Source organism: Streptomyces sp. P3 (assembly GCF_003032475.1).
Taxonomy (GTDB): Bacteria; Actinomycetota; Actinomycetes; order Streptomycetales; family Streptomycetaceae; genus Streptomyces.
The window spans coordinates 4,838,591-4,855,028 of sequence record NZ_CP028369.1; the positions used below are offsets into that span (position 1 = coordinate 4,838,591).

Genomic DNA, 16,438 nt, shown 5'->3' on the forward strand with positions numbered 1-16,438 from the left:
CATGAGGCCGCTCAACCGCCGCGGTCGTTTGAAGGAAGTTCCGACCCGTGAGTCCTTTGACCCTCCTCCCGTTCATCGTGCTCATCGGGGCCATGTTCCTGATGACCCGGTCGGCCAAGAAGAAGCAGCAGCAGGCGGCCGCCATGCGTAACGAACTGCAGCCCGGCAGTGGTGTCCGCACCATCGGCGGCATGTACGCGACGGTCAAGGAGGTCAACGACGACACGCTTCTCCTCGACGCGGGACCGGGCGTGGAACTCCTCTTCGCGAAGAACGCGATCGGCGCCGTCCTGACCGACGACGAGTACAACCGCATCGTGCACGGCATCGAGCACGACCTGAAGTCCGACTCCGACGTCGTCCCGGACGACGCCTCCTCCCTCGCCGAGACCGACGACTCCGTCGACGAAGCTGCCGCCTCCGACGACAAGGTTGTCGACCTCGGCAAGAAGGACGAGACCGACGAGGTCCGGGAGAAGGCCGCCGAGGGCGAGCAGGCCGAGGCCGACGAGGAGCCGAAGAAGACCGAGGGCGACTCCGACGAGAAGAAGTAGCCACGACCCCGGAGCTCAGGGTGCACACCCGACGGCGCCGGGGCGCGCGCATCTCGCCAGGGGATCCCACACCATGTCATGGCCGCCGCCGCGCTGACCCGGCGCAAGGCGGCCCGAGAGGGAGTACGAGAAGGTGGCAGCACCCAAGAAGGGCCGGAGTGCGAGTGCCCAGAGCAAACCAGGGCGCACGCTGGCCCTGATCCTGATCGCCATCGTGGGGCTCACCGGAGGCATGTTCGCCTCCGGTCACACCACTCCGCGTCTTGGCATCGACCTCGCCGGCGGTACCAGCATCACGCTGAAGGCGAAGGCCGACCAGGGATCCGCGATCAACAAGGCCAACATGGACACCGCGGTCGACATCATGAACCGCCGTGTCAACGGGCTGGGCGTCACCGAGGCGGAGGTGCAGACCCAGGGACGCGACAACATCATCGTCAACATCCCCAAGGGCACCAACTCCGCGGAAGCCCGCAAGCAGGTCGGCACCCCCGCCAAGCTGTACTTCCGTCCGGTCCTGGCCCAGGAGGCCACCGGCCCCGCCGCCCCCTCGTCGAGCGCGTCCCCGAGCGGTTCGTCGAGCGCGTCTCCCAGCCCTTCGGCGAGCGCCTCCGCCAAGGGTGAGAAGGCGACCTCCTCCTCGTCCCCCTCGGCCTCCGCCACCTCGCAGGGCCGCGCCGTCACCGACGCGCTCAAGGCCGACGCCACCCCGTCGGCTGCCGCGGGCGCCAAGGCGAAGGCGTCCCCCAGCCCGTCAGCCTCCGGTGGCGCCACCGCCCCCGCCGAGGCCACCGCGCTCCAGGCCAAGTACGCGGCCCTGGACTGCACCGACAAGAAGGTCCGCACCGCGGTCAGCGAGGGCGTCAAGCCCGGCGACGCGACCGTCGCCTGCGGTGAGATCGACAACGTCTGGTACAAGTACCTGCTCGGCCCGGCCGCGGTCGACGGCACCGACGTCAAGAAGGCCCAGGCCGTCTTCGACACGCAGGGTGCCGCCGGCTGGCAGGTCACCATGACCTTCACCAAGTCGGGCGGCAAGAAGTTCGCCGACATCACGGGCAAGCTGGCGCAGAACCAGCAGCCGCAGAACGAGTTCGGCATCGTGCTCGACGGCGACGTCGTCTCCAGCCCGTTCGTGCAGAGCGCGATCACCGGCGGCCAGGCGCAGATCTCCGGCAGCTTCAAGCAGGAGGAGGCCCAGGGCCTCGCCAACATGCTGTCCTACGGCGCGCTCCCGCTCAGCTTCCAGGAGCAGAGCACGACCACCGTGACGGCTGCCCTCGGCGGCGACCAGCTGCACGCCGGTCTGCTGGCGGGCGCCATCGGCCTCGCCCTGGTCGTCCTGTACCTGGTGGCGTACTACCGCGGTCTGGCGCTCGTCGCCCTCGCCTCGCTGCTGGTCTCGGCGGCCCTCACCTACGTGCTCATGGCCCTGCTCGGCCCGGCCATCGGCTTCGCGCTGAACCTGCCGGCCGTCTGCGGAGCCATCGTCGCCATCGGCATCACAGCGGACTCGTTCATCGTCTACTTCGAACGTGTCCGCGACGAGATCCGCGAGGGCCGCACTCTGCGCCCCGCCGTCGAGCGGGCCTGGCCCCGGGCCCGGCGCACCATCCTGGTCTCCGACTTCGTGTCGTTCCTCGCCGCCGCCGTGCTGTTCGTCGTCACGGTCGGCAAGGTCCAGGGCTTCGCGTTCACGCTGGGCCTGACCACCGTCCTCGACGTGGTCGTGGTCTTCTTCTTCACCAAGCCGCTGATGACGCTCATCGCTCGGCGGAAGTTCTTCGCGAACGGCCACAAGTGGTCCGGCCTCGACCCGAAGAGCCTGGGTGCCCAGCCGCCGCTGCGCCGCACCCGCCGTCCCGGCGGTCCCGTCGCCGGTCCCGTCGAGACGAAGGAGGCGTGAGCGATGTCCAAACTCGGTAACCTCGGCGCCCGGCTGCACCGTGGCGAGATCAGCTACGACTTCATCGGGCACCGCAAGCTCTGGTACGGCATCTCGATCCTGATCACCATCACGGCCGTCCTCGGCCTGGCGGTGCGCGGCCTGAACATGGGCATCGACTTCCAGGGCGGCGCCGTCTTCACCACGGCGAAGAACGGCAGCATCTCCGTGACCCAGGCCGAGGACGCGGCGAAGACCGCCTCGGGCCACGACGCGGTCGTGCAGAAGCTCGGCGACGGTTCGGTGCGCATCCAGATCGCCGGCATGGACATCCAGCAGTCCGACGAGATCAAGAACAAGCTCGCCGAGGACTTCAAGGTCGACCCGGAGAGCATCAACGCCGACCTCGTCGGTCCGAGCTGGGGCGACCAGATCGCCAGCAAGGCCTGGCAGGGCCTGGCGATCTTCATGGTGCTGGTCGTGATCTACCTGGCGATCGCCTTCGAGTGGCGGATGGCCATCGCCGCCCTCGTCGCCCTGATCCACGACATCACCATCACCGTCGGCATCTACGCCCTCGTCGGCTTCGAGGTCACGCCAGGCACGGTGATCGGTCTGCTGACCATCCTCGGTTACTCGCTGTACGACACGGTCGTCGTCTTCGACTCCCTCAAGGAGCAGACGAAGGACCTCACCAAGCAGACCCGCTTCACCTACAGCGAGGTCGCCAACCGCTCGATCAACGGCACCCTGGTCCGCTCCATCAACACCACGGTCGTCGCGCTGCTGCCGGTGGCGGGTCTGCTGTTCATCGGCGGCGGCTTCCTCGGCGCGGGCACGCTCAACGACATCTCGCTGTCGCTGTTCGTCGGTCTCGCGGCGGGCGCCTACTCCTCGATCTTCATCGCCACGCCGCTCGTCGCCGACCTCAAGGAGATCGAGCCGCAGTACAAGGCACTGAAGAAGCGCGTCCTCGCCAAGCGGGCCCAGTCCCCGGCCGAGGGCGAGCGAGGCGACGAGCCGCGCACTGCCGACGGCTACGACGACGACCCGGAGGACGCGACGCCTGCCGTCGTCGGCCCGCGCAACCAGCCCGGGTCCCGGGGCCGGGGCCGTGGCCGTCCGTCGGGGAAGCGACGGTGACCGGCGTCGAGGAGCTGCTCCTCAGCCGCATCCGGGACGTGGCCGACTACCCGGAGCCGGGCGTGATGTTCAAGGACATCACCCCGCTCCTGGCGGATCCGGCGGCGTTCACCGCGCTCACCGACGCGTTCGCGCTGATCGCCGAGCGCACCGGCGCCACCAAGATCGTCGGCCTGGAAGCCCGGGGATTCATCCTGGGCGCCCCGGTCGCCGTCCGCGCCGGCCTGGGCTTCATCCCCGTGCGCAAGGCGGGCAAGCTCCCCGGAGCGACCCTCAGCCAGGCCTACGACCTGGAGTACGGCTCGGCCGAGATCGAGGTGCACGCGGAGGACCTGACCGTCGGCGACCGCGTGCTGATCGTCGACGACGTCCTCGCCACCGGCGGTACCGCCGAGGCGTCGATCCAGCTCATACACCGTGCCGGCGCCGAGGTTGCCGGGGTCGCGGTCCTGATGGAGCTGGGCTTCCTCGACGGGCGTCCCCGCCTGGAGGCGGCCCTGCGCGGGGCGCCCCTGGAGGCGCTGCTCACCATCTGAACGCGGTCTGCGCACCGCCGTACGCGAACGGGCGGGCCCGGAGGAATCCGGTGCCCGCCCCTCGCGTTTCACCGGTGGACGGCCCTCACATCGGCCTGAAGGCGATCCCGGGGCGCAGGATCGCTACGATGGGTGCTCCGGAGCCCGACCGGGAACCCGGATCGCGCACGAGGAGTCCTCTTGCCAGACGAGGCCCAGCACCTGACAGCCGCCAAGCCCGAGTCCGCCTCGGCGCCCGCGGCCACCCCCGCGTCGCAGGCGCAGGCGGACAGCCGCGGCCCGGCCGGGCACGACCGTTCCGCGCCCGCCGACGGGCCCGCCGAGCAGCCCCGTCCCAAGCCGGCTCCGCCCGAGGACGCTACGGCGGCGCCCGCCGGCCGTCAGGCCGCCGCCCCGCAGCAGGCCGCCCGGTCAGGCTCCTCCAACCGCGTCCGCGCCCGTCTCGCCCGTCTCGGCGTCCAGCGCCAGAACCCGTACAACCCGGTCCTGGAGCCGCTGCTGCGGATAGTGCGCAGCAACGACCCGAAGATCGAGACGGCGACCCTGCGCCAGATCGAGAAGTCCTACCAGGTCGCCGAACGCTGGCACCGCGGCCAGAAGCGCAAGAGCGGCGACCCGTACATCACCCACCCCCTCGCGGTGACCACGATCCTCGCCGAGCTGGGCATGGATCCGGCCACCCTCATGGCCGGTCTGCTGCACGACACCGTCGAGGACACCGAGTACGGCCTGGAGGACCTGCGCCGCGACTTCGGCGATCAGGTCGCCCTGCTCGTCGACGGCGTCACCAAGCTGGACAAGGTGAAGTTCGGCGAGGCCGCGCAGGCCGAGACCGTGCGCAAGATGGTCGTCGCCATGGCCAAGGACCCGCGGGTGCTGGTCATCAAGCTCGCGGACCGCCTGCACAACATGCGGACCATGCGCTACCTCAAGCGGGAGAAGCAGGAGAAGAAGGCGCGCGAGACCCTCGAGATCTACGCGCCCCTCGCCCACCGCCTGGGCATGAACACCATCAAGTGGGAACTGGAGGACCTCGCCTTCGCGATCCTCTACCCCAAGATGTACGACGAGATCGTCCGCCTGGTCGCCGAGCGGGCCCCCAAGCGCGACGAGTACCTGGCCATAGTGACCGACGAGGTGCAGGCCGATCTGCGGGCCGCGCGCATCAAGGCGACGGTCACCGGCCGCCCGAAGCACTACTACAGCGTCTACCAGAAGATGATCGTCCGCGGCCGCGACTTCGCGGAGATCTACGACCTGGTGGGCATCCGCGTCCTCGTGGACACCGTCCGCGACTGCTACGCGGCGCTCGGCACCGTGCACGCGCGATGGAACCCGGTTCCCGGCCGGTTCAAGGACTACATCGCGATGCCCAAGTTCAACATGTACCAGTCGCTGCACACGACGGTCATCGGCCCGAACGGCAAGCCGGTCGAACTCCAGATCCGCACGTTCGACATGCACCGCCGCGCCGAGTACGGCATCGCCGCGCACTGGAAGTACAAGCAGGAGGCCGTCGCCGGCACCTCGAAGGTGCGCTCGGACCAGCCGAGGACCACCGGCAAGGACGACCACCTCAACGACATGGCCTGGCTGCGCCAGCTCCTCGACTGGCAGAAGGAGACCGAGGACCCGGGCGAGTTCCTGGAGTCCCTGCGTTTCGACCTGTCGCGCAACGAGGTCTTCGTCTTCACACCGAAGGGTGACGTGATAGCGCTGCCGGCCGGCGCGACGCCCGTGGACTTCTCGTACGCGGTGCACACGGAGGTGGGCCACCGCACGATAGGAGCCCGGGTCAACGGGCGTCTCGTGCCGCTGGAGTCGACCCTGGACAACGGCGACCTGGTGGAGGTCTTCACCTCCAAGGCCGCCGGGGCGGGTCCGTCCCGGGACTGGCTGAACTTCGTCAAGTCGCCGCGCGCCCGCAACAAGATCCGCGCCTGGTTCTCCAAGGAGCGCCGCGACGAGGCGATCGAGCAGGGCAAGGACTCCATCGTCCGCGCCATGCGCAAGCAGAACCTGCCGATCCAGCGCATCCTGACCGGCGACTCGCTGGTGACGCTCGCGCACGAGATGCGGTACTCGGACATCTCCGCGCTGTACGCGGCGATCGGCGAGGGCCATGTCTCCGCGCAGAACATCGTGCAGAAGCTGGTCCAGGCGCTCGGCGGCGAGGAGGCCGCCTCCGAGGAGATCGACGAGACGGTCCCGCCGTCCCACAGCCGCGGCCGCAAGCGGCGCAGCAACCAGGACCCCGGCGTCGTCGTCAAGGGCGTCGACGACGTGTGGGTCAAGCTGGCCCGCTGCTGTACGCCCGTGCCCGGCGATCCCATCATCGGCTTCGTCACGCGGGGCAGCGGCGTATCGGTTCACCGCAGCGACTGCGTCAACGTGGAGTCACTGTCACGCGAGCCCGAACGGATCCTCGAGGTCGAGTGGGCGCCCACGCAGTCCTCGGTCTTCCTGGTCGCGATCCAGGTCGAGGCGCTGGACCGCTCCCGGCTCCTCTCGGACGTCACGCGCGTCCTGTCCGACCAGCACGTCAACATCCTGTCCGCGGCGGTACAGACGTCCCGCGACCGGGTGGCCACCTCCCGCTTCACCTTCGAGATGGGCGACCCCAAGCATCTGGGGCACGTCCTGAAGGCCGTACGCGGCGTCGAGGGCGTCTACGACGTGTACCGGGTGACGTCGGCGCGCAGGCCCTAGAACGGCCGTCGGCGCGCACGCCGCAGGACGGCGGCGAGAACGCGAAGCGGCCCCCGTACACCAGGTACGGGGGCCGCTCGCCGCGTGCGGTCCTCAGCGGAGCCGGTCCGCCTCAGCCGCCGAACTCGTGCAGACCCTTCAGAGCCTGGTCCAGCAGCGCCTGACGGCCCTCGAGCTCCCGCTCCAGCTTGTCGGCCTTCGCCGAGTTGCCCTGGGCGCGAGCCTGCTCGATCTGTGCCCTCAGCTTGTCCACGGCGCCCTGGAGCTGACCGGTGAGGCCCGCGGCACGCGCGCGTGCCTCCGGGTTCGTCCGGCGCCACTCCGTCTCCTCGGACTCCTGGATCGCCCGCTCCACGGCGTGCATCCGGCCCTCGACCTTCGGCCGGGCGTCCCGCGGGACATGGCCGATGGCCTCCCAGCGCTCGTTGATCGAACGGAACGCGGCCCGCGCCGCCTTCAGGTCGCCGATCGGGAGCAGCTTCTCGGCCTCCTCGGCCAGCTCCTCCTTGAGCTTGAGGTTCTCCGTCTGCTCCGCGTCCCGCTCGGCGAAGACCGAGCTGCGGGCGGCGAAGAAGACGTCCTGGGCGCCGCGGAAGCGGTTCCACAGGTCGTCCTCGTGCTCGCGCTGGGCACGGCCGGCCGCCTTCCAGTCCGCCATCAGCTCGCGGTAGCGCGCGGCGGTCGGACCCCAGTCCGTCGAACCGGACAGGCCCTCGGCCTCGGAGACCAGCCGCTCCTTGATCCGGCGGGCCTCCTCACGCTGTGCGTCGAGCTGCGCGAAGTGCGCCTTGCGGCGCTTGGAGAACGCCGAGCGCGCGTGCGAGAACCGGTGCCACAGTTCGTCGTCCGACTTGCGGTCCAGCCGGGGCAGCCCCTTCCACGTGTCCACCAGGGCGCGCAGCCGCTCACCGGCGGCCCGCCACTGGTCGGACTGTGCGAGCTGTTCCGCCTCGGTGACCAGGTCCTCCTTGGCGTGCCGGGCCTGGTCGGACTGCTTCGCCCGCTGTTGCCTGCGCTCCTCGCGTCGCGACTCGACGGTCGCCACCAGCTTGTCCAGCCGCTCCCGCAGCGCCTGCAGATCACCGACGGCGTGGTGCGCGTCCACCTGCTCGCGAATGTGGTCGATCGCGACCTGCGCGTCCTTCGCCGAGAGATCGGTGGTCTGCACCCGCTTCTCGAGGAGGCCGATCTCGACAACCAGGCCCTCGTACTTGCGCTCGAAGTAGGCCAGGGCTTCCTCGGGGGAGCCTGCCTGCCAGGAACCGACCACCTGCTCGCCGTCGGCGGTACGCACGTACACGGTGCCCGTCTCGTCGACGCGGCCCCACGGGTCGCTGCTCACAGCGCCTCCTCCACATGATGCCTCCGAGGGGCCTCAGGGCCCCTGGGCATCGTCCACAGTTTCGTCACGGCCAACATAGGCGACCGGCAGGCCGCCTGTCCGCATCCCGCACGACCGAAATTGGGCAGTTGACCGCCCTGGCCACCGGTTCGTCGTCAGGACTTCGTGACCGTCGCCTTGTCGATCACGACCGTCGCGTTCGGGGCGCCGTCGCCCGCGCCGGTGTTCTCGCCCGCGGCGGCGATCTTCTTCAGGACCTTCATGCCTTCGGCCGACACCGTGCCGAACGGTGTGTAGCTGGGCGGCAGCTGACTGTCCTGGTAGACGAGGAAGAACTGGCTGCCGCCGGTGTGCGCCTGCCCGGTGTTGGCCATCGCGACCGTGCCCGCCGGGTAGACGTTGGCCTTGAGGGAGGCGTCCTTCAGGTTCTCGTCCGGGATCGTGTAGCCGGGGCCGCCGCTGCCGCTGCCCGTCGGGTCGCCGCACTGCAGCACGTAGATCCCGTTGGTGGTGAGGCGGTGGCACTTGGTGTGGTCGAAGTAGCCCTTGCCGGCGAGGAACCCGAACGAGTTCACCGTGTGCGGCGCGGCCTTCGCCTTGAGCGCTATGTCGATGTCGCCGCAGGTCGTCGCGAGCGTCATCGTGTACTTGGCCGACGCGTCGATCGTGACCGCCGGCTCCTTCTTCCAGGTCTGCGTCTTGACCGCGCCGGCGGCCGGCTTCTCGCACGGGTCCTTGGCGGCGCTGGGCGCGGCGGACGGGGTCGTCTGCGAACTCGCGTTCGTCTTGTCCTTGCCGTCGTCCTTCAGGACACCCGTCGTGTACAGCGCCAGGCTGCCGATGACGATCACGCCGAGCACCGACGCGATCACCGAGTTGCGCATACGGGCCTTGCGCCGGGCGCTCGTGCGCCGCTGCTGCTGCCGCAAGAACTTCTCCCGGGCGAGCTGACGCTTCCGCTGTTCCTGGGTGACCACCGGGTTCTCTCCTCATGCGTCTCGTACGTCGACTGGGACGCGTGCGTCTTGTGAGCCGACCGCCTGCGTGTGTCCCGTACCGTATATGGGTTCGCTGAGGAAACGGCAGCGCCGGTAGGCTCTGACCACTGGCGCAGCCGCCCAGAAGCCCACGCGTATCGACACAAACGAAGGACGATCGTGCTCATTGCCGGGTTCCCCGCCGGAGCCTGGGGGACGAACTGTTATCTCGTCGCCCCGGCCGCCGGCGAGGAGTGCGTGATCATCGACCCGGGCCACCAGGCGGCCCCAGGCGTCGAGGAAGCGATCAGAAAGCATCGGCTGAAGCCCGTTGCCGTCGTCCTCACCCACGGTCACATCGACCATGTGGCCTCGGTCGTCCCGGTGTGCGGCGCGCACGACGTGCCGGCCTGGATCCACCCCGAGGACCGCTACATGATGAGCGACCCCGAGAAGGCGCTGGGCCGGTCCATCGGTATGCCGCTGATGGGCGAGCTCACCGTGGGGGAGCCGGACGACGTCCGCGAGCTCACCGACGGGGCCGGGCTCGACCTGGCCGGACTGGAGTTCTCCGTCGCGCACGCCCCGGGCCATACCAAGGGGTCGGTGACCTTCCGGATGCCCGAGACGAACGACGTCCCGTCGGTGTTCTTCTCCGGGGATCTGCTGTTCGCCGGCTCCATCGGACGCACCGACCTGCCCGGCGGTGACATGGCCGAGATGCTCGACTCGCTGGCCCGCGTGTGCCTGCCGCTCGACGACTCGACCGTGGTGCTGTCCGGCCACGGCCCCCAGACGACCATCGGCCAGGAGCGCGCCGCCAACCCGTATCTGCGGCAGGTGGCGGCCGGCGGCCAGGGAGCGGGTTCGCCCACCCCTCCCCGACGAGGAATGTGACGAGAGACTTCCGTGAGCACCTTTCAGGCCCCCAAGGGCACGTACGACCTGATCCCGCCTGACAGCGCCCAGTACCTCGCCGTCCGCGAGGCCATCGCCGCCCCGCTGCGCAACTCCGGCTACGGCTATGTCGAGACGCCCGGCTTCGAGAACGTCGAACTCTTCGCGCGCGGTGTCGGCGAATCGACCGACATCGTCACGAAGGAGATGTACGCCTTCGAGACCAAGGGCGGCGACAGGCTGGCCCTGCGTCCCGAGGGCACCGCGTCCGTGCTGCGCGCCGCGCTGGAGGCCAACCTGCACAAGGTGGGCAACCTGCCGGTCAAGCTCTGGTACTCCGGCTCGTACTACCGCTACGAGCGCCCTCAGAAGGGTCGCTACCGTCACTTCTCCCAGGTGGGCGCCGAGGCGATCGGCGCGGAGGACCCGGCGCTGGACGCCGAGCTGATCATCCTGGCGGACCAGGCGTACCGCTCCCTGGGGCTGCGCAACTTCCGCATCCTCCTCAACAGCCTCGGCGACAAGGAGTGCCGCCCGGTGTACCGGGAGGCGCTCCAGAACTTCCTGCGAGGCCTCGACCTGGACGAGGACACGCTGCGCCGCGCGGAGATCAACCCGCTCCGGGTGCTCGACGACAAGCGCGAGTCGGTCCAGAAGCAGCTCGGGGAGGCGCCGCTGCTGCGCGACTACCTCTGCGACGCCTGCAAGGCGTACCACGAGGAGGTGCGCGAGCTGATCACCGCGGCGGGCGTCGCCTTCGAGGACGATCCCAAGCTGGTCCGCGGTCTGGACTACTACACGCGCACGACCTTCGAGTTCGTCCACGACGGGCTGGGCTCGCAGTCCGCGGTGGGCGGCGGCGGCCGCTACGACGGCCTCTCCGAGATGATCGGCGGCCCCGCGCTGCCCTCCGTGGGCTGGGCGCTGGGCGTCGACCGCACGGTCCTCGCGCTGGAGGCGGAGGGGGTGGAGCTCAGGCTGCCCGCCTCGACCTCCGTGTACGCGGTGCCGCTCGGCGAGGAGGCCCGCCGGGTGCTCTTCGCCAAGGTCACCGAGTTGCGCAAGCTCGGCGTCGCGGCCGACTTCGCGTACGGCGGCAAGGGTCTCAAGGGCGCCATGAAGAGCGCCAACCGCAGCGGGGCGCGCTACTGCGTCGTGGCCGGTGAACGCGACCTCGCCGAGGGCGTCGTCCAGCTCAAGGACATGGAGTCCGGCGAGCAGACGGCGATCGGCGTCAACGAGATCGTGGCCGAACTGGAGGCGAAGCTCGGCTAGTGTCCTGCGCCAGTAGTTGATCGTTAGTAGTTGTGTGACTTCTGCTGCTGGTGCGTCAGTTCCTCGTCGGGGCCCGAAGCTGGAACCGTTGCTGCTGTCTGATGACGAGCGGGCGGAGTTGGAGCGGTGGACGCGTAGGGCGACATCGGCCCAGGCCGTGGCCTTGCGGGCGCGGATTGTGCTGGCGTGCGCTGGTCCGGAGGTACCGCCAATCGTCGTGGTCGCCCGCGAGTTGCGGGTGGCCGCCGACACCGTCCGTAAGTGGCGGCGGCGGTTTTTGGCGGAGCGGCTGGACGGCCTGGTCGACGAGCCCCGGCCGGGCCGGCCGCCCACCATCAGCGTCGACCAGGTGGAGGCGGTCGTGGTCACGACGCTGGAGGAGATCCCGAAGAACGCCACCCACTGGTCGCGGAAGTCGATGGCGGAGCACAGCGGCCTGTCGAAGTCCACGGTCGGCCGGATCTGGCGGAAGTTCCAGCTCAAGCCGCATCTGGCGGACACGTTCAAGCTGTCGACGGATCCGTTGTTCGTGGAGAAGGTCTACGACGTCGTGGGTCTGTACTTCAACCCGCCCGAGGGTGCGGTGGTCCTCTCGGTGGACGAGAAGTCGCAGATCCAGGCCCTGGACCGGTCGCAGCCGGTGCTGCCGATAATGCCGGGCATGCCCGAGCGGCGTACTCACGACTACGTCCGCAACGGCCTGACCACCTTGTTCGCCGCGTTCGATGTCGCCACCGGCGAGGTGATCAGTGCCCTGCACCGTCGGCATCGGGCCGTGGAGTTCAAGAAGTTCCTGATCCGGATCGACAAGGAGGTGCCCGCGCACCTGCAGGTCCACTTGATCGTGGACAATTACGGCACTCACAAGACTCCCGCGATCAAGGCCTGGCTGGCCAAACACCCCAGGTTCGAGCTGCACTTCACCCCGACCGGCTCCTCCTGGATCAACCAGGTCGAGCGGTGGTTCGGCTACCTGGCCCACCAGATGATCCGCCGCGGCGCACACAAGAACATCCAGGCCCTCGAAGCCGACATTCGGGCATGGGTCAAGGACTGGAACAAAGAACCCAAGCCGTTCATCTGGACCAAGACAGCCCAAGAGATCCTCGACTCCCTTGCCCGCTTCTGCCGACGGATCTCTGGCGCAGGACACTAGCGCTTCACGGGGGGACGCCGGGTGGCTGCCCGGCGTCCCCGCCCGCCGTCAACTCCGCGTGCGCCGGTTCCCCTTCCGGGCGACGGCGAGGCCTGAGCGCCCCACGCGACCGCTCACCTCCGGGTCTGCCCCGGCGCTCCCCGGCCCGCCCGTATGCAGGCCGGGTACATCCACCGCGAGGGGTTCGGGTGTGTTGTCATGCTTCGAGTGCCGGCCGGAACCGAACGCCAGGGGGTGGCCGCACGTACCTCCTTATGTCCAGCGAACGGTGGACGGCCGGCCCTGTGCGGCACAATGGCCACTGCCCGAAGATGGTCCAACTCTCAAGTGACGGATCGGCGTGATGAGCAAGACGACAGTGAAAGCCGCCTCCACGGAGTCCGAGCCCGAGCACGTGGCCGCGATGGAGCCACGGACGGTGGGCGGCAGCCGTGCGTTCGCGATCCTGCTGCTGATCACCGGCGCGGCCGGTCTGCTCGCCGCGTGGGTCATCACGATCGACAAGTTCAAGATCCTCGAGGCCAAGGTCGCGGGCACGACCTTCACGCCCGGCTGCAGCATCAACCCGGTCATCTCCTGCGGCAGCATCATGCAGAGCAAGCAGGCGTCCGTCTTCGGGTTCCCCAACCCGATGCTCGGCCTGGTCGCCTACGGCGTGGTGATCTGCGTGGGCATGAGTCTGCTGACCCGGGCCCGCTTCCCGCGCTGGTACTGGCTGACCTTCAACTTCGGCACGCTCTTCGGCGTCGTCTTCTGCACCTGGCTGCAGTACCAGTCGCTGTACAAGATCAACGCCCTGTGTCTGTGGTGCTCGCTGGCCTGGGTCGCGACGATCACCATGTTCTGGTACGTCACCTCGTTCAACATGCGCAACGGCCTCCTCCCCGCCCCCGCGGGGCTGAAGCGGTTCCTCGGCGAGTTCACCTGGGTCCTGCCGGTCACGCATGCCGGCATCATCGCGATGCTGATCCTGACCCGCTGGGGCGCCGACCTCTGGGCCTGAGCCCGCAGCCGCGCGGGCGCCCGGAGGGGACTGTCGTACCCCTGACGTAGGCTCCCAGGTGTGGAGCCCGACCTGTTCACCGCCGCAGCGGAAGACCGCCAGGAGAAGGACCCCGCCGGGAGCCCCCTGGCGGTCCGGATGCGCCCGCGCACCCTCGACGAGGTGGTGGGCCAGCAGCACCTGCTGAAGCCTGGCTCACCTCTGCGCCGCCTGGTCGGCGAGGGCGCCCGGGGCCCGGCCGGCCCTTCCTCGGTGATCCTCTGGGGGCCGCCCGGCACCGGGAAGACGACCCTCGCCTACGTCGTCTCCAAGGCCACCGACAAGCGGTTCGTCGAGCTCTCCGCCATCACCGCCGGCGTCAAGGAGGTCCGCGCCGTCATCGACGGCGCCCGCCGCGCCATCGGCGGCTTCGGCAAGGAGACCGTCCTCTTCCTCGACGAGATCCACCGCTTCAGCAAGGCCCAGCAGGACTCCCTCCTGCCGGCCGTCGAGAACCGCTGGGTGACGCTGATCGCGGCTACCACCGAGAACCCCTACTTCTCGGTCATCTCGCCCCTCCTCTCCCGCTCCCTGCTGCTGACCCTCGAGCCGCTCACCGACGACGACCTGCGCGATCTGGTCGGGCGCGCCGTGGCCCACGAACGCGGCCTCAAGGGTGCCGTCAGCCTCCCCGCGGACGCCGAGGCCCATCTCCTGCGCATCGCCGGCGGCGACGCCCGGCGCGCCCTGACGGCCCTGGAGGCCGCCGCCGGCGCCGCCCTCGACCAGGACGAGACGGAGATCAGCCTCCGGACACTGGAGCAGACGGTCGACCGTGCGGCCGTGAAGTACGACCGGGACGGCGACCAGCACTACGACGTCGCCAGCGCCCTCATCAAGTCCATCCGCGGCTCGGACGTCGACGCGGCCCTGCACTACCTGGCCCGCATGATCGAGGCGGGCGAGGACCCCCGCTTCATCGCCCGCCGCCTGATGATCTCCGCCAGCGAGGACATCGGCCTCGCCGACCCGAACGCCCTGCCGATCGCGGTCGCCGCCGCCCAGGCCGTCGCCATGATCGGCTTTCCCGAGGCCGCCCTCACCCTCAGCCACGTCACCATCGCCCTCGCCCTGGCGCCCAAGTCCAACGCCGCGACCACGGCGATCGGCGCCGCCCTCGACGACGTCCGCAAGGGCCTGGCCGGGCCCGTCCCGCCGCATCTGCGGGACGGCCACTACAAGGGCGCCGCCAAACTGGGGCACGCACAGGGGTACGTGTACCCGCACGACCTGCCCGAGGGCATCGCCGCCCAGCAGTACGCGCCGGACGCGATCCACGGCCGGGAGTACTACACCCCCACCCGGCACGGCGCCGAGGCCCGCTACGCGGACGCGGTCGAGTGGACCAGAACGCACCTCGGTCGGAACGGGTCCTGAGCACCCTGTAGAATCCCTCGGAGTGCTGCGTCCCGTGCAGTCAGAACGGGACAGTCAGCCGGAGCACCGGTCCATCGGACCGGCTCCAGGAGCGTCGCGCACCGTCGAAGGTGTCGCGGGCAGCCCATCACCGCCCGGAATCCGGGAACGGTCGGTGGGCAACTCGCGTGCTGCACGTATGTGCCCAGACCAGGGGAGCGGCTGCCCGACAGGTCCCACGCGGACCCGGCGGGTTTCCCCGGCTGCGGATTGCGACCTCCCTCAACCCTGACAAGCCGAAACCAGGAAACGAGAGACAGTGGCGAACCAGTCCCGCCCCAAGGTGAAGAAGTCGCGTGCCCTCGGCATCGCGCTGACCCCGAAGGCCGTCAAGTACTTCGAGGCCCGCCCCTACCCGCCGGGTGAGCACGGCCGCGGCCGCAAGCAGAACTCGGACTACAAGGTCCGTCTGCTCGAGAAGCAGCGTCTGCGCGCGCAGTACGACGTGTCCGAGCGCCAGCTCGTCCGCGCCTACGAGCGTGCCTCCAAGGTCCAGGGCAAGACCGGTGAGGCCCTGATCATCGAGCTCGAGCGCCGTCTCGACGCGCTGGTCCTGCGTTCGGGCATCGCCCGCACGATCTACCAGGCCCGTCAGATGGTCGTGCACGGCCACATCGAGGTCAACGGTCAGAAGACCGACAAGCCCTCCTTCCGTGTCCGTCCCGACGACGTCGTGATGGTCCGCGAGCGCAGCCGCGAGAAGACCCTCTTCTCCATCGCCCGCGAGGGCGGCTTCGCCCCCGACGGCGAGACCCCGCGCTACCTCCAGGTGAACCTCAAGGCCCTGGCGTTCCGCCTGGACCGTGAGCCGAACCGCAAGGAGATCCCGGTGATCTGCGACGAGCAGCTCGTCGTCGAGTACTACGCCCGCTGATCCCCGCCCGGATCGGCCCGCGGCGGTCGTCGCACCTCCGCACCCCGGCCCGTCGTCCTCCTGCCCTTCGGGGCGGGCGGGGCGACGGGCTTTTGCGCGCCCCTAATCCGGTACGGAACGCCTGTGGCGGCGCGATAGGCTCGCCTCCAGAGATAGGTGTTCGTCGGCCGAGGGAGCGGGTGCGCAGTGTCCGGTGGAGAGGTGGCCGGCATTCTGGTGGCCGTGTTCTGGGCGATCCTGGTCTCCTTCCTCGCCGTCGCGCTGGCGAGGCTGGCCCAGACGCTCAGGGCGACCACCCGGCTGGTCGCGGACGTGACCGAACAGGCGGTCCCGCTGCTGGCCGACGCCTCCGCCGCCGTGCGCTCCGCGCAGACCCAGATCGACCGGGTCGACGCCATCGCCAGCGATGTCCAGGAGGTCACGTCGAACGCGTCGGCGCTGTCCACCACGGTCGCCTCCACCTTCGGCGGACCCCTGGTGAAGGTCGCCGCGTTCGGCTACGGCGTCCGCCGGGCCCTCGGCGGCCGCAAGGAAGACGCGCCCGCGAGGGAGCCCCGGCGGACCGTCATCGTGGGCCGCACGGTCTCCCGGCGGGAGAAGCGCAAGCCCCGTGGAAAGAGGGACTGAGACCA

The 16,438-nt window shown here is 69.6% G+C and carries 14 protein-coding genes; 12 read left to right on the plus strand and 2 right to left on the minus strand.

The genetic code is table 11. The features are described from left to right. Positions 1 to 47: 47 nt before the first annotated feature. From yajC to C6376_RS21850, 5 genes are all read left to right on the plus strand, one after another. Positions 48 to 554: a preprotein translocase subunit YajC gene (gene yajC, locus C6376_RS21825; protein WP_107444978.1), complete on the plus strand. Its 507-nt coding sequence runs from the start codon at positions 48 to 50 to the stop codon at positions 552 to 554. Between the two features lie 133 nt (positions 555 to 687). Next, entirely contained in the window at positions 688 to 2,460 is a 1,773-nt protein-coding gene (secD, locus tag C6376_RS21835; RefSeq protein WP_173985703.1) for a protein translocase subunit SecD, read from the plus strand. Between the two features lie 3 nt (positions 2,461 to 2,463). Next, positions 2,464 to 3,582, plus strand: a complete 1,119-nt coding sequence (gene secF, locus C6376_RS21840; RefSeq protein WP_107444979.1) for a protein translocase subunit SecF — start codon at positions 2,464 to 2,466, stop codon at positions 3,580 to 3,582. Then, a complete protein-coding gene (locus C6376_RS21845; protein ID WP_107444980.1) occupies positions 3,579 to 4,118 on the plus strand; it encodes an adenine phosphoribosyltransferase in 540 nt (179 codons plus the stop codon). The genes secF and C6376_RS21845 overlap by 4 nt, the downstream gene beginning before the upstream one ends. 180 nt (positions 4,119 to 4,298) lie before the next feature. Further along, positions 4,299 to 6,827, plus strand: a complete 2,529-nt coding sequence (locus C6376_RS21850) for a bifunctional (p)ppGpp synthetase/guanosine-3',5'-bis(diphosphate) 3'-pyrophosphohydrolase (protein ID WP_107444981.1) — start codon at positions 4,299 to 4,301, stop codon at positions 6,825 to 6,827. A gap of 112 nt (positions 6,828 to 6,939) precedes the next feature. Here C6376_RS21850 and C6376_RS21855 read toward each other — a convergent pair whose 3' ends face one another. Then, positions 6,940 to 8,169, minus strand: a complete 1,230-nt coding sequence (locus tag C6376_RS21855; protein WP_107444982.1) for a DUF349 domain-containing protein — start codon at positions 8,167 to 8,169, stop codon at positions 6,940 to 6,942. Positions 8,170 to 8,324: 155 nt separating this feature from the next. Next, on the minus strand, positions 8,325 to 9,146 hold the full coding sequence (locus tag C6376_RS21860; protein WP_107444983.1) for a peptidylprolyl isomerase: 822 nt from the start codon (positions 9,144 to 9,146) through the stop codon (positions 8,325 to 8,327). 180 nt (positions 9,147 to 9,326) lie between these two features. Between C6376_RS21860 and C6376_RS21865 the strand changes: the two genes are divergently transcribed. The 7 genes from C6376_RS21865 to C6376_RS21895 all read left to right on the plus strand — a co-directional run bounded on the left by C6376_RS21865 (position 9,327) and on the right by C6376_RS21895 (position 16,433). Further along, positions 9,327 to 10,043, plus strand: coding sequence for an MBL fold metallo-hydrolase (locus tag C6376_RS21865; protein WP_107444984.1), 717 nt, complete (start codon positions 9,327 to 9,329; stop codon positions 10,041 to 10,043). Positions 10,044 to 10,055: 12 nt separating this feature from the next. Continuing rightward, positions 10,056 to 11,318 (plus strand): histidine--tRNA ligase, encoded by a 1,263-nt coding sequence (gene hisS, locus C6376_RS21870; RefSeq protein ID WP_107444985.1) that lies wholly within the window; start codon positions 10,056 to 10,058, stop codon positions 11,316 to 11,318. A gap of 34 nt (positions 11,319 to 11,352) precedes the next feature. Continuing rightward, entirely contained in the window at positions 11,353 to 12,474 is a 1,122-nt protein-coding gene (locus C6376_RS21875; RefSeq protein ID WP_107441906.1) for an IS630 family transposase, read from the plus strand. 343 nt (positions 12,475 to 12,817) lie between these two features. After that, entirely contained in the window at positions 12,818 to 13,477 is a 660-nt protein-coding gene (locus tag C6376_RS21880; RefSeq protein ID WP_107444986.1) for a vitamin K epoxide reductase family protein, read from the plus strand. A 60-nt stretch (positions 13,478 to 13,537) separates the two neighbouring features. Beyond that, a complete protein-coding gene (locus C6376_RS21885) occupies positions 13,538 to 14,893 on the plus strand; it encodes a replication-associated recombination protein A (RefSeq protein WP_107444987.1) in 1,356 nt (451 codons plus the stop codon). A gap of 298 nt (positions 14,894 to 15,191) precedes the next feature. After that, complete coding sequence (rpsD, locus tag C6376_RS21890) at positions 15,192 to 15,806, plus strand: 30S ribosomal protein S4 (RefSeq protein WP_007491489.1); 615 nt, start codon at positions 15,192 to 15,194, stop codon at positions 15,804 to 15,806. Positions 15,807 to 15,992: 186 nt separating this feature from the next. Beyond that, entirely contained in the window at positions 15,993 to 16,433 is a 441-nt protein-coding gene (locus C6376_RS21895) for a DUF948 domain-containing protein (protein WP_057580350.1), read from the plus strand. Positions 16,434 to 16,438 lie beyond the last annotated feature (5 nt).